Raw genomic sequence first — 21,815 nt, 5'->3', positions numbered from 1 at the left:
GACGAGGCCGATCGGTGAAACAGATAGAGGGCGGGGCCAGAATCGCGAAGAGGGGAGACATCATGACGAGCCGGGCGGACGCGCCGCGGGGCTCGTTGACGGTCTGGCTTCAGCCGACGGACGCCCCCAAGCGCGACAAGAACCGCAACCATCCCGACCTCCATGTCCCCGACGGAGGCGATGTGGACGCCGAGGCGAAGCGGCCGAGCCACGGCCGTCCAGGCGGCGAGACCTTCCTCGGCTTCAACGGCCGGCACCGCCGGGGGGCGAGTTCGCGGACCCGGTGCGGCGACGTCGTCGGTGCGGTACTCCGCCGTCCATGAGGTGAACTGATCACATAGTTCCGCCATCGGCGTATGCGGCGAGACCGTCTGCCATACGTTGCATGAAACGGGTCAGGTACCACCGCCAGAAACCACCCGAGAGCGGCAGCTTGGGGTCAAAGGTGGCGGACCAGGCGATGTCGGTGCCGCCTCCGGGTACCGGGGTGAGATCGATGGTCCCACGGTAGGACCGGAAGGGCCCGCCCACGTTGTCGTAGACGAACCGCCGGTCGGTGATCAGCTCGACGATCCGCTCCCGGGCGACGTGACGGCCGGTGCGGAAGATCCTGGTGTCGCCGACCTCTTGCCGGCCCACGGGGTCGCCGTCCTCGACATCGGCCGAGCCGATCGGCGACCACACCGGCCAGGTGGCCGCGTGAGTGAGCGCCGCGAAGACGGCATCAGGATCGGCTTGCGAGCGTGCGGTCACGGCATAGGAGTACGGCATGAGCCCAAACGTAGGCTCCGCCGCCTTCCGGGGACATGCGCGCGATTGCCGAGGATCGATCAGTTCTTGCGGTACGCCGAGGGCCGGACACCGGTCTGGCGCAGGAAGGCCGACGACAACGCGCCTGGACTGGCGAACCCGCACCGCCGGGCGATCTGCTCGATGCTGAGGGAGCTGGTGGACAGCAGCCGCTGCGCCTGCTCGATCCGCAACCGGGTGAGGTACCGGTGGGGTGTCTGGCCGGTGGCCTCCCGGAAGACGCGGACGAAGTGGTACACGCTCAGATGGACCTCGGCGGCGATGGTGGCCAGCGTCAGAGGCTCCGCCAGGCGCTCCCGCATGATGGCGACGCCCGCCCGGACGGCGGCGTGCTCGGGACCGGGCAGGCGTTCGTCCCTGCCGTGGGTCAGCAGGTGCGTGGCGAGGAACGCCGCGGCGGACTCCGCGTACAGGTCGCTGACGCCGCCGGCGCCCGGCAGCGAGCGGAGGAGCTGTTCGACAACCGGATCTCCCCCTCGCAGGACAGTCGACAGCGCTTCGAAGTCGGGCTCACGGCCGCCCAGCGCTCCGGCGACCTGCTGGACGGTCGGCGAGGGAAGGTGGACCTGGATGGTGCTCAACCCGGACGTCGCCCGGTAGCTGAGTGAGCTGGCGCGGCCGGGGACCATGAGTTCCAGATGGCCGGGAACCCAGCGGCGCCGGACGGGTCTCCCACCGGCATGTGTCCACATGTCCGCGTTCCCGGCTACGCAGAGCACAAGATGCAGGTCAGACACTGCGGGGAGCGCAAGGTGCTCAACCTCGGACGCGTGGTCGAAGCCTTGGACGAGTAGTGATCGCCAACCGGCGTCGTCCCAGCTGTTGTACGTGTGCCGCACGTACACCGGCGTATCGAAGCCGGCATAGGCCGCCAGATCGAAGTCAGGCGAGTCGAACACACGGCGAGTCTAGTCGGCGATCAGGCGCCTGATGGGGCCCAGGACCGCGCCCGCCAGGGCGAATAGCGAGCGGGCCGGAGCGCGCCGTACACCGGACCGCGCATCCAGCCCGCCCCGCGCAGGCGGGCACCCGCCTCGCTCGTGACCACCACGTCCAGACAGGATCAGTCGGTGTACCAGGTGTCGTAGTAATCGCACGACCAGTAGCCCCAGACCTTGAGCTTGAAGCAGGCGCGGAACCACCGAGAGCCCCAGTTGTTGATGGCGGGCGTCGTCACGCTGGACTTGCCAGAGGCGATCGTGCGGTGGCAGTAGCGCCAGGTCTTCCTGTTGTCGTCCGACCAGTCCAGTGACACGACGTCACCGGGCTTGAGGTTGCTGCCCCACACCCAGTAGATGCGTTCGTAGCGCCCGGTGTTGCGGTTGTAGTAGACGCGGTTCTTGCTCGTGTACAGCCGCGCGGCACCGGCTCCCGCCTGCACACCGCCCCGGTACCAACGGTCCGATTCGCGGGGGACGTACGGGTGGGGGTTGATATTGGGCCCACACGAGCCTCCTATGGGCCCGGCGGCGGCGCGGCCGCCGGGCTCGTGAGGGGAGAGCGGACCGGAGCCCGTGAGAAGACCGGAGGTGCTCGTGCATGGTCACAGGGGACGACTCTCCTCGAAGGGGGGTGTCCAGTCCTGTCAGAGAGCTACGACAAGATTGCCATCATGGAAGTCCAGCTCAAGTCCCCCCAGGGCCGGTGGATCCTGGCCGCCACCGTGCTCGGCTCAGGCCTGGCCATGCTCGACAGCACGATCGTCAACGTCGCGCTTCCGACCCTGAGCAGGGAGCTCGGCGCCGACATGGCGGGGGCCCAGTGGACGATCAACGCCTACACCCTCACTCTCGCGGGGCTCATCCTGCTCGGCGGCTCCCTCGGCGACCGCTTCGGCCGTCGCAAGATCTTCCTGATCGGCACCGTGTGGTTCGCGCTGGCCTCGGCGCTGTGCGGCGCCGCGCCCAACGTCGAGACGCTGGTGCTGGCCCGCGCCCTCCAGGGGGTGGGCGGCGCGCTGCTCACGCCGGGTTCGCTGGCGCTCATCCAGGCCAGCTTCGTGCGCGAGGACCGGCCGAGGGCGGTGGGCGCCTGGTCCGGGCTCGGCGGTGTGGCCAGCGCGATCGGCCCGCTGCTGGGCGGCTGGCTGGTGCAGACCGCGGGCTGGCGCTGGGCCTTCCTGATCAATCTGCCGTTCGCCGCGATCGTCGTCCTGACCACGCTCAGGCACGTGCCCGAGTCGAAGGACGAGCAGGCGGTGGGCCGCTTCGACGTGCTCGGCTCGGTGCTGGCCGCGCTGGCGCTGGCCGGCATCACCTACGGTCTGATCGAGAGCGGCCAGCCGATTCCGCTGGTCGTGGGCCTGGTGCTGGCCGTCGCCTTCGTGGCGGTGCAGATCCGCAGGTCGCCGGATGCGCTGGTGCCTGTGAGCCTGTTCAACAACCACGTGTTCACCGCCGTGAACGTGGTGACGCTGATCATGTACGCGGCGATGGGCGTGGTCTTCTTCCTGCTGACCCTGCAGCTGATCGTGGTCGCTGGCTTCTCCGAGGTCGCCGCGGGCGCGGCGCTGCTGCCGGTGACGGTTCTGATGATGCTGCTGTCGGCGCGGGCGGGCGAGACGGCCAGGCGGTACGGCCCGCGCCTGCCGATGACGATCGGCATCCTCGTTGCGGGCGCCGGGTTCCTGCTCATGAGCACGATCGGCAAGGGGTCAAGCTACTGGCTGCAGGTGCTGCCGGCCGTCACGGTCTTCGGCCTCGGTCTGGCCGCGGCCGTCGCGCCGCTGACCGCGACCGTGCTGGCCACCGCCCAGGAGCGTTACGCCGGTACGGCCAGCGGCGTCAACAACGCCGTCGCCCGCACCGGCAGCCTGCTGGCGGTGGCGGCGATCCCGCCCTTCGTCGGCCTGGTCGGTGACGCGCTCGGGGATCCCGCGCGCTTCGACGGGGGATTCACCAAGGCCATGCTGATCAGCGCGGGCATGATGGCCGTGGCGGCGCTGATCACCTTCTTCACCATCACCACGAACGTGCTGGCGCCTCAGAAGGTGAAGGACTGACTGCGCACGCTGTTGTCGAAGTTGGACACCAGCAGCTCGGGCTCGCCCACGGACCTGATGTCGGGCAGCCTGGTCAGCAGCTCGCGGAACATCGTCCGCATCTCCTGCCTGGCCAGGTTGGCCCCGAGGCAGAAGTGCGGGCCGGGGCCGCCGAAGCCGACGTGCGGCTTGGTGTCGCGGGTGATGTCGAAGGCGTCGGCGTCGGGGAAGACCTCCTCGTCGCGGTTGGCCGAGCCGTAGAAGAGGACCACGCGGTCGCCCTTCTTCAGCTCGAGGCCGCGCAGCGCGTAGTCCTCGGTGACGGTTCTGCGGAACTGGATGATCGGCGAGACGTGCCTGACCATCTCCTCGATGGCGCCGTTGACGTGGCCGTCGAAGTCGGACATCAGCAGCTCGCGCTGGGCGGGGTGGTCGGTGAGCAGCTTGATGCCGTGGGCCATCGTGTTGCGGGCGGTCTCGTTGCCCGCCACCAGCAGCAGCGCGAAGAAGGAGCCCAGCTCCTTGTCGGTCAGCTTCTCCCCGTCGGGGTTGGCGGTGACCAGGGCGGAGACGAGGTCCTTGCCCGGCTCGGCGACCCGTTCGTGGCCCAGTTGGATGACCATGCGCTGCAGGGCCAGCAGCGCCACCACGTTCTTGCCCGCCAGCCTGGCGCTCTGCAGCAGGCTGGGCCGTACGCCGCTGTAGGCGGTGGAGGCGTCGACGTGCTCGTGCACCTTGGCCCGCATGCTCTCGGGGATGCCCATCATGTCGCAGATGACGTGGATGGGCAGGCGCGCGGCCACCTGGGAGACGAAGTCGCCAGGACCCTTGGCGATCACGTCGTCGACGATGCGCGCGCAGGCCTTCTCGATGTCGGCCTGCAGGCCCTGCAGCATCTTGGGGCTGAAGGCGCGCGAGACGATGCGCCGCAGCCTGGCGTGGCGGGGGTCGTCCATGTTGACCATCGACTCGCCGAACACGTGCTTGACCCAGCCGGGCGGCTCGGGGTTGGTGACGGCGGGCTCGCTGGAGAAGACCTTGGCGTTGCGGCTGGCCTCGACGACGTCGGCGTGGCGGACCAGGGCGTAGAAGCCGGTGCCCGAACGCAGCAGCGGGACCTTCTTCTCGGGGAAGAAGACGGGCAGGTCGGCCTGCCTGAGCCTGGCGAACGCCTCGTGCCGTTCCTTGAGTGGTCTGCGCCAGAAGTCCAGGTCCGCGAGGTCGATGTCCACCCGTCTATCCTGGCACGTTCCCTGGGCGTTAAGGCCGGGTTCTACGGGCCTGGGGACCATCCCAGCATGGACGTCTCTCGTACCGCCCTGCTCGCCGCCGCCTGCCTCGCCCTGCCCCTGCTGCCGCTGCCCTCGACGACCTCCCCCGCCGCCGCCTCGGTGAAGGAGTGCGCGGGGCGCCCCTCCGACTTCGACGGCGACGGGCTGGCCGACCTGGCGATCGCCGCGCCGTACGACAGCGTGGACGGTCACGCCCGCGCGGGCGCGGTCACGATCATGTACGGCTCGGGCCGCAAGGAGCGCCTCTCCCAGGCCACGCCCGGCGTTCCGGGCGACCCCGAGAACGGCGACTCCTTCGGCTCGGCGCTCGCGGCGGGCGACTTCGACGGCGACGGCTGCGGCGACCTCGCGGTCGGGGTGTCGGAGGAGTTCTTCGGCGCGCCGGTTCCCGGCGCCGACGGCAACGGCGCCGTCCAGCTCTTCCACGGTTCGCCGGGCGGGCTCACCGCGGGCAGGCAGCTGTCGCCCTCCAGGCGCGGCTCCGACCGGTACGGCGCGGCGCTGGCGGCAGGCGACCTCGACGGCGACGCCGACGACGAGCTGGTCATCGGCGCTCCCGCGATGGGCGGCGGGGGCGCGGTCGTCGTCCACGGCTTCAAGGGCCGCGCGCGCTACCAGCTCACCCAGAAGGGCCTGCGCCAGCGGGGCGCGGTCACCGACCAGTTCGGCGCGGCGCTGACCACCGGCGACTTCGACGGCGACGGCAAGGACGAGATCGCGATCGGCGCGCCCGCCGACACCGTCCGCTTCGACGGTCAGGGCTCGGTGACGGTGGTGAACCCGCGCACCCGCAGGAACGTCCAGTACACGCAGTCGAGTCAGGGGGTGAAGGGCGCCGCGGAGAAGTGGGACGCCTTCGGCGGCTCGCTGGCCGCCGCCGACTTCGACGCCGACGGCCGCGACGACCTGGCGATCGGCGTGCCGGGTGAAGGGCTGAGCGCCAACCAGCGCGCCATGGACTACGGCGACGGCATGGTGCACGTCCGCTACGGCACCGGACGCTGGGAGGCGTGGACGCAGCGGCTGCTCAAGGGGACGCCGCGCTACTCCGACAGGTTCGGCGCGGCGCTGGCCGCCGGCGACTTCAACGGCGACGGCGACGCCGAGCTGGCGGTGGGCGTGCCGGGCGAGAACGCGGTGCAGGTGCTGGCGGGCGGCAGGCGAGGCGGGCTGAGCAGGCACCGCGACCTGCTGATCAAGGGCAGCGGCCGCGACTTCGGCGCCTCGCTGGCCGCGCTGCCCTCGGTCGGCCGCTACCGCACGCTGTCGGTGCGCCGCCCCGTCCACGGCCTGGTCGTGGCCGCGCCGGGGCGGGGAGTGGTCACGCTGGTGCCCGGCTCGTCGGCGGGCCTGCGCCCCGCCAAGGCGCGCAGGCTCGCCAGCGGCCACGGCCTGTACGGCTACGCCTTCGGCTGAGCGGCTGAGCGGGGTCAGCGCAGCAGCGGCTCCAGGTCGGACGGGTCGCGGAAGTGGACGCCGACCAGGCCCGCGTGCTCGGCGGCCTCGATGTTCTCCAGCCGGTCGTCGACGAACGTCACCTCGCCTGGCTCGGCCCCGAGCCCCTCCAGGACGGCGAGGTAGATCTCCCTGTCGGGCTTCACCATGCCCATCCTGCCGCTGTAGAAGCGCGGCTCGATCCCTGCCATCCACGGCAGGCGGTCGATGCCGTCGGCGATGCAGACCGGCGCGTTGGACAGCAGCGCCACGCGCGGCAGCCGCCGCATGACCGCGACCGTGCCCTCGTTGGCGTGCGACCAGCTGGCCACGTCGAGCTCGACGAGCCCGTCGACCTCCTGCTCGCCCGCCTGACGTCCGAGCGCCAGCGACCAGTACTCCTGGGGGCTGAGCGTGCCCCTGTCGAACTCGAGGCGGTGCTTCCAGTAGCCCTGCCTGAAGGCGGGCAGGTCGAGGCCCGTGGCCTGGGCCATGGCCTCGACGTCGGAGTGCGGCTGGGGGAGGGACAGGACGTTTCCGTAGTCGAACAGCACCCAGTTCATGGGGATCAATCCCACCAGTCGTGGGCGAGATCGTCCAGGGTGGTGGCCTTGGAATCGGGCAGCACCCGCATGTACCAGGGCAGGTGACTGTACTCGTGCAGCAGCGTGTACGCCATGATCGTGCGGGGGTCGAGCGGCTTGCCGTACGAGCCGAGGATCCTGGCGAGCACCCCCTCGCCGGTGAAGAAGACGGCCGGGGCGACGAACTCGTACTGCCAGGCGCCGCGCAGGGCGGGTTCGAAGTCGAACAGGCCGGACAGCCGGCCGTCGTCGCCGATCAGGAAGTGGTCGGGCATCGACTCGGTGTGCAGCAGCACGGGCTCGCCGGCGGGAAGGGTCACACCGTCGAGGAAGGCGGGGATCTGCTCGAGCCACTCCTCGCCGAGCTTCCTGGCGCGCTGCTGCTCGACCGCGTTGGCCTTCTGCTCCTTGACGAAGGCGTCCCAGTCGTCGAACCTCAGCCCCTCGACGTCGGGGATCGGCAGGTCGTGCAGCGCGGCGAACACCTCGCCCAGCTGCGCGGCGAGGTCGTGCCTGGCGGCCGGGTCGAGGGACGGCCACACGTCCTTCAGCTCGGCGCCCTTCAGGCGCTCCATGAGCACGTAGCCCCAGCGGTCGTACTCGCCCACCGCCTCGACGCCGGGGGTGGCCACGGGAAGGCGCCCGTGGACGGCTTCGAGGACGCCGCTCTCCAGGCCCGTCTCCTCGGCGTAGACCGGCGGGTAGAGCTTGAGCACCAGCTCCTCGCCCACGGCGTAGACGGGCAGCGAGCCGCCGTCGAACCGCTGGACGTCGCCGGTGTGGCCGAGCGAGGCGAGCAGCGCCTCGACGCCCGGCCGCAGCGCGACCTCGTCCCTGCGGACGGCGTCGTACTGCTCTTCGGTGTCAGAGAGGGGGAAGGTCACCGCCGAAAGGTATCGGGTGCCCACAAGCCCCCCGCAACGTGTTTTATCCGCCCGAAGCGGCGGCCTGGATGGTGACGGTCTTGGTGGTCTTCGCGGGGGCGCCCTTGCGGGAGATGTAGTCGAGGGTGCGGAAGTCGACGGACAGCTCGGTGGAGGTGAGCCTGGCGGCCAGGTAGCCGCGGCGCTGGTCGATGTAGGAGATGTGCGGGTTCTCCGCCAGCGCCTCGGCGATCCACGCCTTGTCGCGGTAGCCGTCGCCGTCGCTGGCGATGGACGAGGCGACCAGCTCGCGGGCGACCACGGGCGAGGAGGGGTCGTCGAAGTCGAGCTTGAGCTCGGCGTCGTGGTGCATGTGGGCGTCGCCGGTCAGGACGACGGGGTTGGAGGTCTCCTGGAGCCAGCCGAGCAGCCTGGTCCGCTCGGGGGCGTAGCCGTCCCACGAGTCGAGGTTGACCTCGCGTCCAGGGCCGACCTTGTAGTCGCGCTGGGCCATCATGATCTGCTGGCCGAGCAGGTTCCACCGGGTGGTGGAGGAGCGCAGGCCCTCCGACAGCCAGCGGCGCTGGTCGTCGCCGAGGAGCGTGCGGCGGGCCGACAGGCGTTCGTCGCAGGAGGCGCGCACGCCGTCCATGCAGGCCTGGTCGTCGCGGAACTGACGGGTGTCGAGCAGGTGGAAACGGGCGAGCGTGCCCCATGAGACGCGTCTGTTCACCCGCAGCACCGCGCCCTGGAGGCTGGCCCTGCGCAGCGGCATGTTCTCGTAGTAGGCGCGGAAGGCGGCCGCGCGGCGGCGGGCGAAGCCGGGAGCGCCTGTGCTCGAGACCGGTCCCGCCCAGTTGTTCTCCAGCTCGTGGTCGTCGAAGGCGACGAGCCAGGGGGCGACGGCGTGCGCCTTCTGCAGGTCGCGGTCGCTCTTGTACTGCGCGTGGCGCAGCCGGTAGTCGGCCAGCGTGGCGCACTTGCCCGGGGTGTGCGTGCGGACCCTGCCAGCCAGCGCGGTGTAGCCGCTCGGGCCGTACTCGTACATGTAGTCGCCCAGGTGCACGACCAGGTCGGGCTCCTGCTCGGCGAGGCGGCGGTAGGCGGTGTAGTAGCCGTGCTCGTAGTGGGCGCAGGCGGCCACGACGAAGGTGAGCGGCTGCGCGCCGACGGGTGTGGTCCTGGTACGGCCCGCGCGCGACAGCCTGCCCTCGCTCTTGAAGCGGTAGAAGTACTCCCTGCCGGGCTCCAGCCCCTTGGCCTCGACGTGCACGCTGTGCGCGGCGCCGGGCGAGGCGGTGGCCGTGCCGGACCTGACGACCTTGGAGAAGCGCTCGTCGGTGGAGATCTGCCAGTCGACGTCGAGGGAGCGGGAGGGCATGCCGCCCCTGCCGTCCCCGCTGAGCGGGTCGAGCGCGAGGCGGGTCCACAGCACGAAGCCGTCCGTGGAGGGGTCTCCCGAGGCGACCCCCAGCGTGAAGGGGTCGCCTGCCAGGGATCGGGAGGGCGGAAGGAGGAAGGAGGCGGCCGTCGCGGCGAGGAAGGTTCTGCGTTCCACGCCCCAGGTATGTCCTGCTCCGCTGACCCGGCCATGACAGCCGAGTCAATCGGAGATGAACATCAGTCCTCCAGCCAGCCCAGCAGCTCCTTCGCGGTCTCGGCGGCGTCGGAGTCGCCGAGCGCGGTGAACTGCTCAAGGGCCTCGCGGGCGCGGGCCACCGCCTCGGGATTGCGGTCGAGCGCCTGCAGCACGCGAGCCTGGTCGTAGGCGAGCGTGGCCAGTTCGAAAGGCTCGTCCTCCAGCAGCGGGCGAGCCTGCTCGCCCGCCTCCAGCGCCCGCTCGCTCTCCCCCGCCCAGTGCAGCGAGAGGGCGTGACGGCGCAGCATGCGGCCCCTGTCCCCCGGGCTGCCCGCCGCCTCGTAGTACCCGGCGGCGGTGGCGAAGGCCTCGGCGGCCTCGGCGTCGCGGTCGAGCCTGTCCAGGACCCTGGCGGCCGAGTCGGCGGCTCTGGCGGCCTGCATCGGCTCCTTGTAGAGCGGGATCAGGGCGGTGAAGTCGGCCAGCGCGCCCTCGTGGTCGTCGAGCAGGCCGAGCGCGTTGGCGCGGGCCCACTGGACGGCCGTCCTGTTGTCCAGATCGTCGGGGTCGAGCAGCGCCATGGCCTCCTCGGCGGTGACCGCGGCGTCCATCGGCCTGCCGGTGGCGAGGTAGGCGGTGGCCAGGTCCACCCTGGCGAGCGCGGCGCTGTCAGGGCTGCCGAGCGCGGTGAACAGGGCCACGGCCTCGATGAGGTCCTCGGCCGCCTCTGCGGCGCGGTCCACCATGACCAGCACCTCGCCCCTGGAGGCGTGCGCGACGGCGCGCAGCCCCGCCTCCGAGCGCGGCGCGACGGCCAGCACCTCGCCGAAGGCGCCGAGCAGTTCCTCCAGGTCGCCACCGTGCCGCTGGATGAGCCGGCCGTGCAGCAGCGCGGTCTTGGCGAGGGTCAGGACGTCGCTCTCGGCCCTCAGCGCCTGCCGGGCCTCGCGGGCCGTCTCGACCGCGACGGGCTCGTCGGCCTGCAGCTGGGCCAGCAGTGACAGCAGCGTGCCCTCCTTCGCGCCCCGGAGCGCGGCGACCGCGTCCTCGGTCCTGCCGGCCCCCGCGTAGGCCTGGGCCAGGCGGGACAGCGAGCCGCTGCGCCTGCTCTCGTCGCCGTGCGCGAGCAGCCACCGGTGGGTCTCCTCCACCAGCGCCAGGTCCTGGGTGAGCAGGCCGATCCTGCCGAGCGTGGTCTGCCGCCGCGCCTCGTCGCCCGCCTGCCCGTGCAGCTCGGCCGCGCGCTCCCACAGCCGCACGGCCTCCTCCTGCTCGCCCTGCAGGACGGCCGCCAGCCCGAGCGCGTCCGTGCGCCGCCCGTTCGCCTCGCCGCCGACGGCGTCGTAGCGCTCCCACGCGGCGAAGGCGGCGTCGAGGTCGCTGCGCCGCCAGGCCTCCTCGGCCAGGTCGAGCAGCTCGGCGGGGCTCGCGGCGGGGGGGCGGCGCGACCGGCTGGGTGACGGGGATGGCCACCCTGCGGGCGTGCGGGGTCAGCGGCAGGTGCTCCACCAGCGGCTCGGCCGCCAGGCGCGCCTCCAGCCTGCGGGTCTGCTCGCCGGTGCCGTTGCGGGCGTCGAAGCGGGCGGCCAGGTCGCGCGCGTCGCTCTCGAGCTCGGCCCGCAGCCGGTCCAGCGGCACGTCGCTCCCGTCGCGGCGGACGGTCAGCCCGCCGTGTCCGAGGTCCTCGAGGCGGCGCAGCAGCAGCGCGGCGCAGCCGGCGAAGTGCATGCGGTCGCTGGGCGTGGGCGAGCGGTCGAGCAGCGGCAGCTCGCGCTGGAGGATCTCCAGGCCGCGCGTCTCGTTGCCGGTGAGCGCGCAGAACTCCATGTGGTCGCCGAAGTCGTCGACGTAGTTGGCGTCGCCCTGGACCAGCCGGTAGGCGCGCAGGTGCGCCGCCGCCGCGGCCTCGAGCCTGCCGGTCCGCACGTACGGCAGCAGCAGGTTGCTCAGGATCCCCTGCGGCTGGACGTGGCAGGTCAGGTGCCCCGCGACGACGGGCGCGGCCAGCTCGATGGCCTCCTCGTCGCGGCCCATCCAGGCCAGGTGCCAGACCTTGCCGCTGGGGTCGCAGCCCTCGCAGTCGGACATGTCGTCGCGCGGGGTGGTCTGCCACCTGTGGAACCACTCGTCGGCGGCGGCCCTGTCGCCGATGTGCTCGGCGACGTAGGTGCGCTGGGTGTGGATGGCGTGCGAGCCGTAGCCCGCCTGGGTGTAGCGGCGCTCCATCTCCTCCAGCGCGTCGTAGGCGCGCTGGAGCGGGATCTCGGGGAAGCGGCGCATGTCGCTGGCGATCCACTTGAACTGCCACAGCAGGCTGTAGGTGTGCCAGTCCGACCAGCGCCCGGGGTCGGCGTCGTACTCGGCGACGCTGCGGGAGAAGGTGGCGAAGGACTTGGCTGGCTCGGCGCCGTACTGGTAGGCCTCGGTCAGCTCCAGCCGCACCTCGAAGGCCAGCTCCCTGTCGTGGGCGGCGGCCTTGAGCGCCTGTTCGAGCAGGATCGACCTGGCCTCGCCGTACGGCATCTCACGGGCCTGGTCCAGCATCTCTTCCACGTCGGCCATGGTCACTCCTTGCCGAGGACGGCCCAGTCGAGCAGGCCGAGGAACGAACGGTTCAGGGCGGCGGTGTCGGCGGCGCGCAGGGGGTGGTGGCCGTGCAGGAGCGCCATGCCGTACAGCGCCTCCACGGCGGTGGCGGCCAGCGACAGGTCCTTGAGCAGGACCACGCGCCGCACCAGCGGGTTGCGGTGGTTGAGCACCAGGCGGGGGCGCTCGGCGGCGACCGTGCGCTCCATCGCGCCCAGCACGTCGGCCCACAGGTCGTCGGCGGCCTCGCGGGCCTCGCGCAGCTCGGCCTGGTGCTCGGCGGCGCGGCTGGTCAGGTAGAGGGCGGGCAGCGAGGCGGGGTCGAAGTCGCGCAGGACCAGCTCGCAGCCGAGCGGGTCGAGCGCGCGGGCGGCCGCAGTGATGAACGGCCTGGCCGCCAGGTCGGCGCCGGGGTCCACGGGGCCGAGGTGGGTGGCCAGCTCGCCCGGGTCGAGGCGGTCGAGACCCGCGTCTGGGTCGATTCGGCGCAGGCGCTGCATGATGTCGCTGTCGTAGACGTAGCCGCCGTTGACCAGGCCGACGCCCTGCGCGCCCGACACGGCCGACAGCTGGCGGAACTCGTCCACGCTCGAGGTGAAGCGGCCCTTCGGGTGGCGGGTCCTGAACTGGGCGAGCGTCATGGGGCCGTCGCTGGTCTCAAACTCCAGCCACCTGTCGACCAGGCGCAGCATGTCGTCGTCGTGCAGGGCCAGGGCCTTGACGCCGAGGTGGTGCAGGCGCAGGAAGGCGCGCAGCCTGGCGGGGTCGGTCTCGGCCAGCCTGACCAGCCACTCGCGCAGCTGGCGGCCGAGCTGGTCGCGGGTGTGCTCCAGCAGGTCGTCCTCGTAGAGCGCCTCGCGGCTCGCGGTCGGGCGCAGCTCTCCGGCGTCCAGCACACAGCGGGCGAAGAAGGCCCAGTCGGGCAGCACGCCCTCGGCGCGCTCGGTGAGCAGCATGCGCTTGAGGTAGACGCGGTGGGTGGCGCGCGCGGTCGGGTTGGCGGGGCTGGGCAGGACGAAAGCCACGCCGGTGAGTCCGGCCTCCGCCACGTCCAGGTCGATGACGTCGAAGGGGGTGAACCCGAACAGCTGCCTGCCGTACTCCAGCAGCGCGGCCCTGCGCGCGTCGGGGGTCTCGTGCGCGGCCAGCCACGGCGGGCCATCGACGGTGGTGGCGACGCCGTTCACGCTCACCCTGCCGGGCAGCAGCGAGCCGTACAGCGCGGCCAGCTCGGTGACGGTGCGCTCGTCGACCCATTCGGCGGCGTCCCTGCGTGCCTTCAGCGTGACGGTCGTGCCCGGCTCCTCGCGCTCGGTGGCCGCGGCGGCCACCGAGTAGGTGCCGTCGGACCTGCCGATCCAGCTCACGGTGGGGGTGCCGGTCACCGACCTGGTCTCGACGTGGATCTCGTCGGCCACCAGGAAGCCCGACAGCAGCCCGATGCCGAACTGGCCGAGGAACTCGTGCCTGGCGAAGCCGAGCTCGTCGCGCTTGGAGGAGCGGCCGATCGTGGCCAGCAGCGTGTGCACCTCTGCCTCGGTCAGGCCGATCCCGTTGTCGTGCACGCGCACGAGACCCGCGGGGCCGCCCTCGCCCACCTCGATCGCGATCCGGCCCTCGCCCTCCCCGCGTGCGGTGATGGCGTCGGCCGCGTTCTGCAGCAGTTCTCGCACGTAGACGCGGGGACTGGAGTAGAGGTGGCGGCTCAGCAGGTCGACGACACCACGCAGATCCACTTGAAAGGCATTTTCCACCCGCGTCACTATGCCAGGAATGGCCGTAGGTGCGCGTTCAGTGCTCCGCAGCCGAGGTACTTCTCCACGGTGTGGAAGTCGAGCCAGTCGAGGTCGACCAGCGCCTCGGCGTCCACGCCCGTGAAGCAGCCGCCGAGCCCGGGAGGGATGGCGGCGATGTCGTGCCTGTCGGCGATGTTGACCCAGCGCTTCACGCCCTTGGGCCGCTCTCCCCTGCCGTCCGCGGGAGCGGGATAGAGCCGCTCGAAGACCACGTTGCGCATGCCGAGCGGGCTGCCGAGGGTGATCAGCCGGTCCACCTCGATGTCGGGGTTGGCGTGCAGGGTCTCGTAGGCGACGACGCTGCCCAGGGAGTGCGCGACCACCACGCGCGGGGCGCGCCGCCTCAGCACCTCGGCCACGTCCTGGCGGCAGCGCTCGCGCCTGGCCTCGTCGGTGAGGTAGGCCGCCACCTCGGGGCAGAACAGCGCGGCGAAGGCCGCCGCCCTGGTGTCGAGCCTGGCCAGCAGCCATCCGGCGAGCGCCTTCAGGGCGCCGGTGAAGCTCTCCCCCACCCCGAGCTGCCTGGCCCACTCGACGAAGACCCGCTCCTCGGCGGCGCGCATCTCCTCGACCCGCCTGACCTTGCCGTGGTCGTTGAGGTGATGGGCGTAGTAGGCCACCTCGGCGAAGCAGGCGCCAGGCTCGCCCCCGAGACCTGCCCCGAGATAGCGGTTCCACTTGACCCGCATCGCCTCCGCCGCGCCCTCCACTGACCTGCCGGACTGGAGGTAGTAGTTGTACTTGCCGATGCCGTGCACACCGACGATCCCCGCCATGATCACTCCCCACGTTTCGGGAAATGGTGCCATCGGCGACTTGCGGAATGGTTGCAGGGGGAAATTCCGTTGCCGCGGGCATATGTCACCCAGGTACGGTTCCGGAAGAGGAGGTGTTCCGCATGACAGGCCCGTTGATCGTCAACGACTCGATCGCCATTCCAGGCGACGAGCTCGTGTGGCGTTTCTCCCGTTCGTCGGGGCCGGGTGGCCAGGGGGTGAACACCACCGACAGCCGGGTGGAGCTGCTGTTCGACCTCTCGGCCACCTCGGCGCTGCCCGAGGCGCTGAAGGCCAGGGCGCTGGAGCGGCTGCCGTCCCCGGTGATCACCGTGGCGGCGTCGGAGTACCGCTCCCAGCTGCGCAACCGTGAGGCCGCCGCTCAGCGCCTGGCCCAGCGGGTGAGGGAGGCCATCGCGCCGCCGCCCAAGCGGCGCCGTCCCACCAAGCCGAGCAGGGGCTCGGTCGAGCGCCGCCTGTCGGCCAAGAAGCAGCGCGCCGACGTCAAGCGCCTGCGCCGCGAGATCTGACGCTCACTCGCGCGGGCGGAAGACGAGGATGAGCACGCGCAGGACCAGGATCGAGCTGATCACCAGCAGGTTGTAGCCGATCAGCTCGTACAGCGAGATCCGTCCCGTGATCACGGTGGGTCCGCCCTCGGTGCCCAGCAGCATCACCGCCATCAGTCCCGCCGTCGCCCCGAGCACCGTCAGCAGCGCCTGGTGCAGCAGGCCGGTCAGGAAGCGGCGGTCGCGCTCGTCGCCGAGCAGCCGCACGTTCATCGAGAAGCGGCCGTGCTCGGCCGCGCTGGCGATGCGCTCCACCCGCCTGGGCAGGCGGCGCAGCATCGGCAGCAGCGCGGTGACCTCCTGGGCCACCGCCTCCTTCACCGTGGTGGGCCCGATCTGCTCGGCCAGGTACCGGGCGGCGAACTCCCTGGCCTCGCCGATCAGGTTGAAGCCGGGCGAGAGCCGCACCAGCGTGCCCTCGAGCGTGGCCAGCGCCCTGAAGACCGCCGCGACCTCGGGCGGGATCGACAGGCCGTACTCGGAGACGATTTTGAACAGGTCGGTGAACATCACGGCGCTGTCCGTCCCCGGCCCCATGTGCCTGGCCATGAACTGGCCGAGCGCCCGCTCCAGCGCCGCCTCGTCGATCTCTTCTGGCCTGGGCACGACCTCGAGCAGCGCGTCGGTCACGCCGAGAGGGTCCTGCCTGTCCATGGCCATCAGGAAGCGCTGCAGCGCCGCGCGCAGGGAGGCGTCGAGGCGTCCTACCGAGCCGAAGTCGAGCAGGCCGACCGAACCGTCGGACAGCAGCATGATGTTGCCGGGATGGGGATCGGCGTGGAAGACGCCGTCGAGCAGGATCTGCCGCAGCAGGCAGTCGAGCAGCGTGCGGGCCAGCGCGGGGCCCTCGGAGTCCTGGGCGGTGGTCAGCGGCTTGCCCGACAGGCGCTGCATGACCAGCACCTTCTCGGTGCAGAGCGGGGTGTGCGGCGCCGGATAGGTCACCGCGCCGCCGCCCGAGGCCGCGACCGCGGCCATGTTGGCCGCCTCGACGCGGAAGTCGAGCTCCTCGCGCAGGGCGGCGGAGAAGCCCGCCGCCAGCTCCTTGAGGCCGAGCGAGCGGCCCCACCTGGTCCTGGTCTCCAGCGTGGCGGCCAGCCTGGCGACGATGTCGAGGTCCCTGGCGACGACCGCCCCGATGCCGGGGCGCTGGACCTTGACGACGACCTCCTCGCCGCTGTGCAGGCGGGCGGCGTGGACCTGGGCGATCGAGGCGGCGGCCAGCGGGGTGCGGTCGAAGGAGGCGAACGCGTCGAGGTCCACGACCTGCGAGATCTGCTCCCACGGCGCGGGGTTGACGTGGTCCTGCAGCCGCCCGAGCTCGTCGATGAACTCGGGCGGCAGCAGGTCGCGCCTGGTGGACAGCACCTGGCCGAGCTTGACGAACGTGACGCCGCCGTCGTCGAGCGCCTCGCGCAGCGAGCGGGCCAGCCGCGCCCTGCCGCTCCTGTCGCCGGGGTCGCCGCCCCTGCCCCTCAGGTAGGGGCCCAGGCCGTGCCTGAAGGCGATCCTGGTGATCTGGGAGTAGCGGCGGGCGCGGGACAGGCGCCCGCGCAGCGACCTGACCAGCTCGATCGGCCCCGGGACCGAGCCCGGCGGCACGAGCGCCTCCCCGATCACCAGGATGACCATGGGGATCAGCACCACGCACATCGAGACGAGGATCAGCACCCACATCGGCCCGATGCCTGGGTCCTTGTCGACGTCGAGACTCCTGAAGGACTCCAGGACGGGCGACAGGAACGGCCCGGCGAGCGCGAGGGCCAGCAGCGCGGCCAGCGCCGTGCGGACCGCGCCGAATCTGACGCCGAGCAGGCGCTGCGCCGCCGTGGCCAGCAGGATCAGCGTGATCGCGAGGGGAATGGCAATCATCAAAGCCATTCGGAGATCATCGCATGGCGGCGGCGCGCGCCCTGCGCTCCTCCCTGCGCTCGACGAACCTGGCGGCCGTCGCGTCGGTCTTCTCCAGGAAGGCGGCCAGCTCGTCGCGGGCCTTGGCGCCGTCACCGTCGAGGTCGGTCTTGTCGAAGACCGCCCACTGGCGCAGGACGGGCATGAGCACGTCGTCGAGGTGCAGGCGCAGGTCGTAGATGCCCTCGTGGGCGATGATCATCGCCTTGCGGGTGAAGCCCTCGATGGTCGAGCCCGGCATCTGGAAGGTCGTCACGACGTCGGTGATCGCGCGCATCGTCTGGTTCGGGTCGAGGTCGAAGGCCGCTTTGAGCAGGTTGCGGTAGAAGAGCATGTGGAGGTTCTCGTCGGCGGCGATCTTGGCGAGCAGGCGCTCGCAGGTGGGGTCGCCCGAGGCCCTGCCGGTGTTGCGGTGCGAGATGCGGGTGGCCAGCTCCTGGAAGGAGACGTAGGCCAGCTGCTGGAGCATGGTGCCGTACTCGGTCTGGAAGCCGCCCTCCATGTGGACCATGCGGGCGCGTTCGAGCGCGATCGGGTCCACCGCGCGCGAGACGGTCAGGTAGTCGCGGATGGCGACGCCGTGCCTGCCCTCCTCCGCGGTCCAGCGGCCGACCCAGGTGCCCCACGCGCCGTCGCGGCCGAACGTGGTCGCGATCTCGTGGTGGTAGCTGGGCAGGTTGTCCTCGGTGAGCAGATTGACGATCAGCGAGACGCGGGCCGCCTCGGGGAGGGTCGAGTCGGACTCCTGCCAGGCGTCGCCCCCGAAGACGCCGTCGTAGTTGCGGCCCTCGCTCCACGGGATGTACTCGTGGGGGAACCACTCCTTGGCCACCTTGAGGTGGCGGTCGAGCTCGCCCGCCACCACGGGCTCCAGCTCGTGCAGGAGCTCTGTCTGACTCATCACCATAAAGATCATCTCCTTCAAGCTACGCAACCGTAAGTTAGGCTACCTCAGGGAGATGGAGGGTCATTATGCAACCGAGTGTCCGAGGTGTCCTACTCGACGACGACGAGCGCCTGGTCCTCTTCCGGCGGACGGTCCCCGGCAGGCCGCTCTACTGGTCGGTTCCCGGCGGGCACGTCGAACCCGGTGACGCGAGTCTGGAGCACACCCTGCGCAGGGAGCTGCTGGAGGAGCTGGGCGCGGTGGTCTCCGCCGTCACCCCGCTGACCACGCTGTCCTATCCCTACAAGGGCGCGGTGAAGACCCAGCACGTGTACGGCTGCCGCCTGGTCTCCATGGATCCCGCCCTGCGCCACGGCCCCGAGTGGGACGACCCCACCCGCGGCGTCTACGAGGTCGAGCGGCTGCGACTCGACCCCTCCGAGATCGCCTCCCGGCACCTGGTGCCCGAGGTGCTGGGCGACTACCTGGCCGGTCACATCGCCTCACTGCCCCGCCTCATTCGTCTGGCGAAGCGGTAAGGCGCCCGCCTACGAGGGCGACCTGCGGTCCTCCATCTCCCAGAGGTGGTCGATGACGTGCCAGGCGATGCGGCGGGCCGCGTAGCGGCCCGACCAGGCGCCCGAGCCGCCCGCCAGCAGGACCGCCGCCAGTTCCTCGCGCATGGCCTCGCGGTCGGCCTCCGACTTGAAGGGCGGATACCTCACGCCCAGCTGGCGGGCGTAGGAGCGCTCGGCCTCCGTCACGTGGGCGACCATCTTGGAGCGGTCACGCCCGCCGCCGCGCGGCCCCTTGCGCAGTTCCTCGGGAGTGACGGCGGCGCACTCGTCGAACAGCACCCACGCCGCCCGCAGCAGCGCCACGTCGCGGGCCGCGGTCGCGGCGTCGAAGGGCTCGGAGTCGGCGGCGGGCTCTGCGTCGGGAGCCCCGAAGTCGGTGGTGGAGCTGCCCTTCACCCGCTCGACGACCGTCGGCTCGCCGGACTCGAAGTCGAGGCCGGCCCGCTCGGCGATCACCCGGTAGCGGGGCGCGTAGCCGGTGAGCCGGTCGATGGCCAGTTCCTCCGACTTGTCCACCCGGCACCAGCCGGGCCAGTCGAGGGAGCAGGCGAAGATCTTCTTCGGCCCCAGCTCCAGATAGATCCTGTGCACGGTGTCAGACCAGGTCGATCAGGTCGGCGACGGACTCGACCACCCGCGAGGGCCTGAAGGGGAAACGGTCGATCTGGCCTCGCTGGGTCACGCCGGTGAGCACCAGGATCGTGTAGAGGCCCGCCTCCATGCCGCAGACGATGTCGGTGTCCATGCGGTCGCCGATCATCGCGGTGCTCTCGCTGTGGCCGTCGATGGCGTTGATCGCGTGGCGCATCATCATGGGGTTGGGCTTGCCGACGAAGTACGGCTCGACGCCGGTCGCCTTGGTGATCATCGCGGCCACGGCGCCGCAGGCGGGCAGCGAGCCCTCGTTCGAGGGACCCACAGGGTCGGGATTGGTGGCGATGAACCGCGCGCCGCCCTCGATGAGCCTGATCGCCCTGGTGATCTGGGTGAAGCTGTAGGTCCTGGTCTCGCCGAGCACCACGTAGTCGGGGTCGAGGTCGGTGAGCACGTAGCCGACCTCGTGCAGCGCGGTCGTCAGCCCGGCCTCGCCGATCACGTAGGCCGAGCCGCCGGGGCGCTGGTCGTCGAGGAAGCGGGCGGTGGCGAGGGCGGAGGTGAAGATGGACTCCTCCGGCACCTCAAGGCCCGCGGCGCGCAGCCGTACGGCGAGGTCTCGAGGGGTGTAGATCGAGTTGTTCGTGAGCACTCTGAAGCTCTTGCCCGAGTCGCGCAGGCGCTTGATGAACACGTCGGCCCCGGCGACGGGGTGCCCCTCGTGCACGAGGACGCCGTCCATGTCCGACAGCCAGCTCTGGATGGGCTTACGCTCAGTCATCCTCCCGATCCTACAAAAAGCCACTTGTCCTGCTCGTAGCCGACACATGAAGAATGTGGTGCATGTCGCTTCTTGAATCCGCGCAGGACATGCGGGACGAGCTCGTGCAGCTCCGCCACTCGCTTCACACGACCCCTGAGATCGGCCTCAACCTGCCCATCACGCAGGAGAAGGTGCTGGCCGCGCTGGACGGCCTGCCGCTGGAGATCAGCACGGGAGAGTCGCTCAGCTCGGTCACCGCGGTGCTGCGGGGCGGCAGGCCGGGCCCCGCCGTCCTGCTGCGCGGCGACATGGACGCGCTGCCCGTGGCCGAGCGCAACAGCCTGCCCTACATCTCCTCGCACGAGGGCAGGATGCACGCCTGCGGCCACGACCTGCACACCGCGATGCTCGCGGGAGCCGCGCATCTGCTCGCGGGGCGGCGCGAGGAGCTGGCGGGGGACGTGGTGTTCATGTTCCAGCCCGGCGAGGAGGGCTACGAGGGCGCCAAGTACATGATCGACGAGGGCGTCCTCGACGCCGCGGGCTCGCGCGCCGTGGCCGCCTACGGCATGCACGTCGTCTCGGCCATGCTGCCGCCGGGGGTGTTCTCCTCGAGAGGCGGCCCGATCATGGCCGCCGCCGACACGCTCAACGTGCACGTGAAGGGCCGCGGCGGCCACGGCTCCAGCCCGCACCGCGCCCTGGACCCCGTCCCCGCCGCCTGCGAGATGGTCACCGCCCTGCAGACGATGGTGACCAGGACATTCGACGTGTTCGACCCCGTCGTGGTGACCGTGGGCAGCTTCCACGCGGGGACCGTCGACAACGTCATCCCCGACGACGCCCGCTTCTCCGCCACGATCAGGACCTTCAGCAAGGACAACAGGGCCCGCGTCAAGCAGCGCGCCGTGCAGTTGGTCGAGGGCATCGCGGCGGCGCACGGCCTGAACGTGGAGGCCTCGTTCGGCATGGGCTACCCGGTCACGGTCAACACCCCTGACGAGGCGACCTTCGCCGGCCAGACCATCGACGAGCTGTTCGGCCCCGGCCGCTTCTTCGTCGCCCCCCAGCCGGTCACGGGCTCGGAGGACTTCTCCTACGTGCTGGAGGACGTCCCGGGGGCCTTCATCTTCCTCGGCGCGTGCCCGAGCGACCGCGACCCCGCCGATGCGCCGTACAACCACTCGCCCGAGGCCCGGTTCGACGACGCCGTCCTGCCGGACGGCGCCGCCCTGTACGCCTCTCTCGCGCTGTCCAGGCTCTCCGCGGGTACGGCAGGCCCCCGATAGCCCACCGAGGTCACCGGCGAAGGCCCGTCCATCACGCCACCCGGGCGCGCGGGGCGGGCCTGGTCACGCGGAGGCCGCCTCATCCGAGGGTCCGCCACGCCTGCTCCTCGACCAGCTCCCTGCTGCGCCATCCCGACGGCGTGCGGACCATGCGGTGGCGGTACCACCCGCCGCCCTGGCACAACCCCTTGGCGTCCGCGCCGATCATCTCCCTGGAGGGCGAGAGCGTGTCGGTGAACGGCGCGACGACCACGGCTTCGCCGTCCGCGAAGTCGATCACCGGCGCGCCGACCAGGTGCAGCCTTCCCGGCCAGTGCGCCAGCACCTCGGCCAGCCAGGCCCGCACCTCCTCGAGCCCTCCGGCGATCCCGCCCGCCGCCCGGTAGTCGATCACCGCGTCGGCGGTGAACACCTCCGAGAGAACCTCCCACCGGCCCGTGTCGATCGCCCTGGTGTAGCGGGCCAGCAACCCGGTGATCTCGAGCCGGTCGGCCACCTCACGTTCGTCCATGGCCTGATCAAACC

The 21,815-nt window shown here is 71.3% G+C and carries 22 protein-coding genes; 6 read left to right on the top strand and 16 right to left on the bottom strand.

Annotated elements, in window-relative coordinates:
- Positions 1 to 62: 62 nt before the first annotated feature.
- Complete coding sequence (locus tag ABFX55_RS14990) at positions 63 to 323, top strand: hypothetical protein (protein ID WP_346121411.1); 261 nt, start codon at positions 63 to 65, stop codon at positions 321 to 323.
- Positions 324 to 333: 10 nt separating this feature from the next.
- On the opposite strand, the gene ABFX55_RS14985 is transcribed toward ABFX55_RS14990, so the two are convergent.
- From ABFX55_RS14985 to ABFX55_RS14975, 3 genes are all read right to left on the bottom strand, one after another.
- The gene (locus ABFX55_RS14985) at positions 334 to 753 is read right to left on the bottom strand and encodes an SRPBCC family protein (RefSeq protein ID WP_346121409.1); all 420 of its coding nucleotides are present in this window, start codon (positions 751 to 753) and stop codon (positions 334 to 336) included.
- Positions 754 to 830: 77 nt separating this feature from the next.
- On the bottom strand, positions 831 to 1,391 hold the full coding sequence (locus ABFX55_RS14980; RefSeq protein ID WP_346121407.1) for a helix-turn-helix domain-containing protein: 561 nt from the start codon (positions 1,389 to 1,391) through the stop codon (positions 831 to 833).
- 482 nt (positions 1,392 to 1,873) lie between these two features.
- Entirely contained in the window at positions 1,874 to 2,191 is a 318-nt protein-coding gene (locus tag ABFX55_RS14975; protein ID WP_346121405.1) for a hypothetical protein, read from the bottom strand.
- A gap of 231 nt (positions 2,192 to 2,422) precedes the next feature.
- Between ABFX55_RS14975 and ABFX55_RS14970 the strand changes: the two genes are divergently transcribed.
- On the top strand, positions 2,423 to 3,811 hold the full coding sequence (locus tag ABFX55_RS14970; RefSeq protein WP_346121403.1) for an MFS transporter: 1,389 nt from the start codon (positions 2,423 to 2,425) through the stop codon (positions 3,809 to 3,811).
- Here ABFX55_RS14970 and ABFX55_RS14965 read toward each other — a convergent pair.
- Positions 3,793 to 5,022: a cytochrome P450 gene (locus ABFX55_RS14965; RefSeq protein ID WP_346121401.1), complete on the bottom strand. Its 1,230-nt coding sequence runs from the start codon at positions 5,020 to 5,022 to the stop codon at positions 3,793 to 3,795. The two genes, ABFX55_RS14970 and ABFX55_RS14965, sit on opposite strands and share 19 nt — an antisense overlap.
- A gap of 66 nt (positions 5,023 to 5,088) precedes the next feature.
- On the opposite strand from ABFX55_RS14965, the gene ABFX55_RS14960 reads away from it, so the two are divergent.
- Entirely contained in the window at positions 5,089 to 6,498 is a 1,410-nt protein-coding gene (locus ABFX55_RS14960; RefSeq protein WP_346121399.1) for an FG-GAP-like repeat-containing protein, read from the top strand.
- A 14-nt stretch (positions 6,499 to 6,512) separates the two neighbouring features.
- Here the strand turns inward: ABFX55_RS14960 and ABFX55_RS14955 are convergent, their stop codons facing one another.
- From ABFX55_RS14955 to ABFX55_RS14925, 7 genes are all read right to left on the bottom strand, one after another.
- On the bottom strand, positions 6,513 to 7,079 hold the full coding sequence (locus ABFX55_RS14955) for an HAD family hydrolase (protein ID WP_346121397.1): 567 nt from the start codon (positions 7,077 to 7,079) through the stop codon (positions 6,513 to 6,515).
- A 5-nt stretch (positions 7,080 to 7,084) separates the two neighbouring features.
- The gene (locus ABFX55_RS14950; protein WP_346121395.1) at positions 7,085 to 7,984 is read right to left on the bottom strand and encodes a phosphotransferase family protein; all 900 of its coding nucleotides are present in this window, start codon (positions 7,982 to 7,984) and stop codon (positions 7,085 to 7,087) included.
- 43 nt (positions 7,985 to 8,027) lie between these two features.
- Positions 8,028 to 9,521, bottom strand: coding sequence for an alkaline phosphatase D family protein (locus ABFX55_RS14945; RefSeq protein ID WP_346121393.1), 1,494 nt, complete (start codon positions 9,519 to 9,521; stop codon positions 8,028 to 8,030).
- A 62-nt stretch (positions 9,522 to 9,583) separates the two neighbouring features.
- A complete protein-coding gene (locus ABFX55_RS14940; RefSeq protein ID WP_346121391.1) occupies positions 9,584 to 10,288 on the bottom strand; it encodes a hypothetical protein in 705 nt (234 codons plus the stop codon).
- Positions 10,212 to 12,104, bottom strand: a complete 1,893-nt coding sequence (locus tag ABFX55_RS14935; RefSeq protein WP_346121389.1) for a hypothetical protein — start codon at positions 12,102 to 12,104, stop codon at positions 10,212 to 10,214. Before ABFX55_RS14935 ends, ABFX55_RS14940 begins: the two co-directional genes overlap by 77 nt.
- Before the next feature lie 2 nt (positions 12,105 to 12,106).
- A complete protein-coding gene (locus ABFX55_RS14930; RefSeq protein ID WP_346121387.1) occupies positions 12,107 to 13,882 on the bottom strand; it encodes an HSP90 family protein in 1,776 nt (591 codons plus the stop codon).
- An 8-nt stretch (positions 13,883 to 13,890) separates the two neighbouring features.
- Positions 13,891 to 14,700 (bottom strand): lipase family protein, encoded by an 810-nt coding sequence (locus ABFX55_RS14925; RefSeq protein ID WP_346121386.1) that lies wholly within the window; start codon positions 14,698 to 14,700, stop codon positions 13,891 to 13,893.
- 122 nt (positions 14,701 to 14,822) lie between these two features.
- On the opposite strand from ABFX55_RS14925, the gene arfB reads away from it, so the two are divergent.
- A complete protein-coding gene (arfB, locus tag ABFX55_RS14920; RefSeq protein WP_183659589.1) occupies positions 14,823 to 15,230 on the top strand; it encodes an alternative ribosome rescue aminoacyl-tRNA hydrolase ArfB in 408 nt (135 codons plus the stop codon).
- 3 nt (positions 15,231 to 15,233) lie between these two features.
- On the opposite strand, the gene ABFX55_RS14915 is transcribed toward arfB, so the two are convergent.
- Positions 15,234 to 17,150 (bottom strand): ABC1 kinase family protein, encoded by a 1,917-nt coding sequence (locus tag ABFX55_RS14915; protein WP_346121383.1) that lies wholly within the window; start codon positions 17,148 to 17,150, stop codon positions 15,234 to 15,236.
- A gap of 7 nt (positions 17,151 to 17,157) precedes the next feature.
- Positions 17,158 to 18,081, bottom strand: a complete 924-nt coding sequence (locus tag ABFX55_RS14910; protein ID WP_346121382.1) for an acyl-ACP desaturase — start codon at positions 18,079 to 18,081, stop codon at positions 17,158 to 17,160.
- A gap of 71 nt (positions 18,082 to 18,152) precedes the next feature.
- Here ABFX55_RS14910 and ABFX55_RS14905 point away from each other — a divergent pair, with 71 nt between their 5' ends.
- A complete protein-coding gene (locus ABFX55_RS14905; RefSeq protein WP_221241453.1) occupies positions 18,153 to 18,605 on the top strand; it encodes an NUDIX domain-containing protein in 453 nt (150 codons plus the stop codon).
- Positions 18,606 to 18,614: 9 nt separating this feature from the next.
- On the opposite strand, the gene ABFX55_RS14900 is transcribed toward ABFX55_RS14905, so the two are convergent.
- Both ABFX55_RS14900 and ABFX55_RS14895 read right to left on the bottom strand, forming a co-directional pair.
- The gene (locus tag ABFX55_RS14900) at positions 18,615 to 19,235 is read right to left on the bottom strand and encodes a hypothetical protein (protein ID WP_346121380.1); all 621 of its coding nucleotides are present in this window, start codon (positions 19,233 to 19,235) and stop codon (positions 18,615 to 18,617) included.
- 4 nt (positions 19,236 to 19,239) lie between these two features.
- Complete coding sequence (locus tag ABFX55_RS14895; RefSeq protein ID WP_183659585.1) at positions 19,240 to 20,019, bottom strand: HAD-IIA family hydrolase; 780 nt, start codon at positions 20,017 to 20,019, stop codon at positions 19,240 to 19,242.
- A 62-nt stretch (positions 20,020 to 20,081) separates the two neighbouring features.
- On the opposite strand from ABFX55_RS14895, the gene ABFX55_RS14890 reads away from it, so the two are divergent.
- Positions 20,082 to 21,290: a M20 metallopeptidase family protein gene (locus ABFX55_RS14890; protein WP_346121378.1), complete on the top strand. Its 1,209-nt coding sequence runs from the start codon at positions 20,082 to 20,084 to the stop codon at positions 21,288 to 21,290.
- 79 nt (positions 21,291 to 21,369) lie between these two features.
- On the opposite strand, the gene ABFX55_RS14885 is transcribed toward ABFX55_RS14890, so the two are convergent.
- The gene (locus ABFX55_RS14885) at positions 21,370 to 21,801 is read right to left on the bottom strand and encodes a nuclear transport factor 2 family protein (RefSeq protein WP_346121377.1); all 432 of its coding nucleotides are present in this window, start codon (positions 21,799 to 21,801) and stop codon (positions 21,370 to 21,372) included.
- Between the last annotated feature and the right edge of the window lie 14 nt (positions 21,802 to 21,815).

Source organism: Nonomuraea roseola, from assembly GCF_039535395.1.
In the GTDB taxonomy this organism is placed as follows: Bacteria; Actinomycetota; Actinomycetes; order Streptosporangiales; family Streptosporangiaceae; genus Nonomuraea; species Nonomuraea roseola.
This window is presented reverse-complemented; position numbering and strand designations above follow the sequence as displayed.

Coding starts and splice junctions, on each gene's coding strand:
- ABFX55_RS14925 (WP_346121386.1), bottom strand. CDS start 14,700: ATGGCGGGGATCGTCGGTGTGCACGGCATCGGCAAGTACAACTACTAC.
- ABFX55_RS14905 (WP_221241453.1), top strand. CDS start 18,153: ATGCAACCGAGTGTCCGAGGTGTCCTACTCGACGACGACGAGCGCCTG.
- ABFX55_RS14890 (WP_346121378.1), top strand. CDS start 20,082: ATGTCGCTTCTTGAATCCGCGCAGGACATGCGGGACGAGCTCGTGCAG.
- ABFX55_RS14960 (WP_346121399.1), top strand. CDS start 5,089: ATGGACGTCTCTCGTACCGCCCTGCTCGCCGCCGCCTGCCTCGCCCTG.
- ABFX55_RS14935 (WP_346121389.1), bottom strand. CDS start 12,104: ATGGCCGACGTGGAAGAGATGCTGGACCAGGCCCGTGAGATGCCGTAC.
- ABFX55_RS14955 (WP_346121397.1), bottom strand. CDS start 7,079: ATGAACTGGGTGCTGTTCGACTACGGAAACGTCCTGTCCCTCCCCCAG.
- ABFX55_RS14940 (WP_346121391.1), bottom strand. CDS start 10,288: ATGGTGGACCGCGCCGCAGAGGCGGCCGAGGACCTCATCGAGGCCGTG.
- ABFX55_RS14915 (WP_346121383.1), bottom strand. CDS start 17,150: ATGGCTTTGATGATTGCCATTCCCCTCGCGATCACGCTGATCCTGCTG.
- ABFX55_RS14990 (WP_346121411.1), top strand. CDS start 63: ATGACGAGCCGGGCGGACGCGCCGCGGGGCTCGTTGACGGTCTGGCTT.
- ABFX55_RS14910 (WP_346121382.1), bottom strand. CDS start 18,081: ATGAGTCAGACAGAGCTCCTGCACGAGCTGGAGCCCGTGGTGGCGGGC.
- ABFX55_RS14885 (WP_346121377.1), bottom strand. CDS start 21,801: ATGGACGAACGTGAGGTGGCCGACCGGCTCGAGATCACCGGGTTGCTG.
- ABFX55_RS14895 (WP_183659585.1), bottom strand. CDS start 20,019: ATGACTGAGCGTAAGCCCATCCAGAGCTGGCTGTCGGACATGGACGGC.
- arfB (WP_183659589.1), top strand. CDS start 14,823: ATGACAGGCCCGTTGATCGTCAACGACTCGATCGCCATTCCAGGCGAC.
- ABFX55_RS14970 (WP_346121403.1), top strand. CDS start 2,423: ATGGAAGTCCAGCTCAAGTCCCCCCAGGGCCGGTGGATCCTGGCCGCC.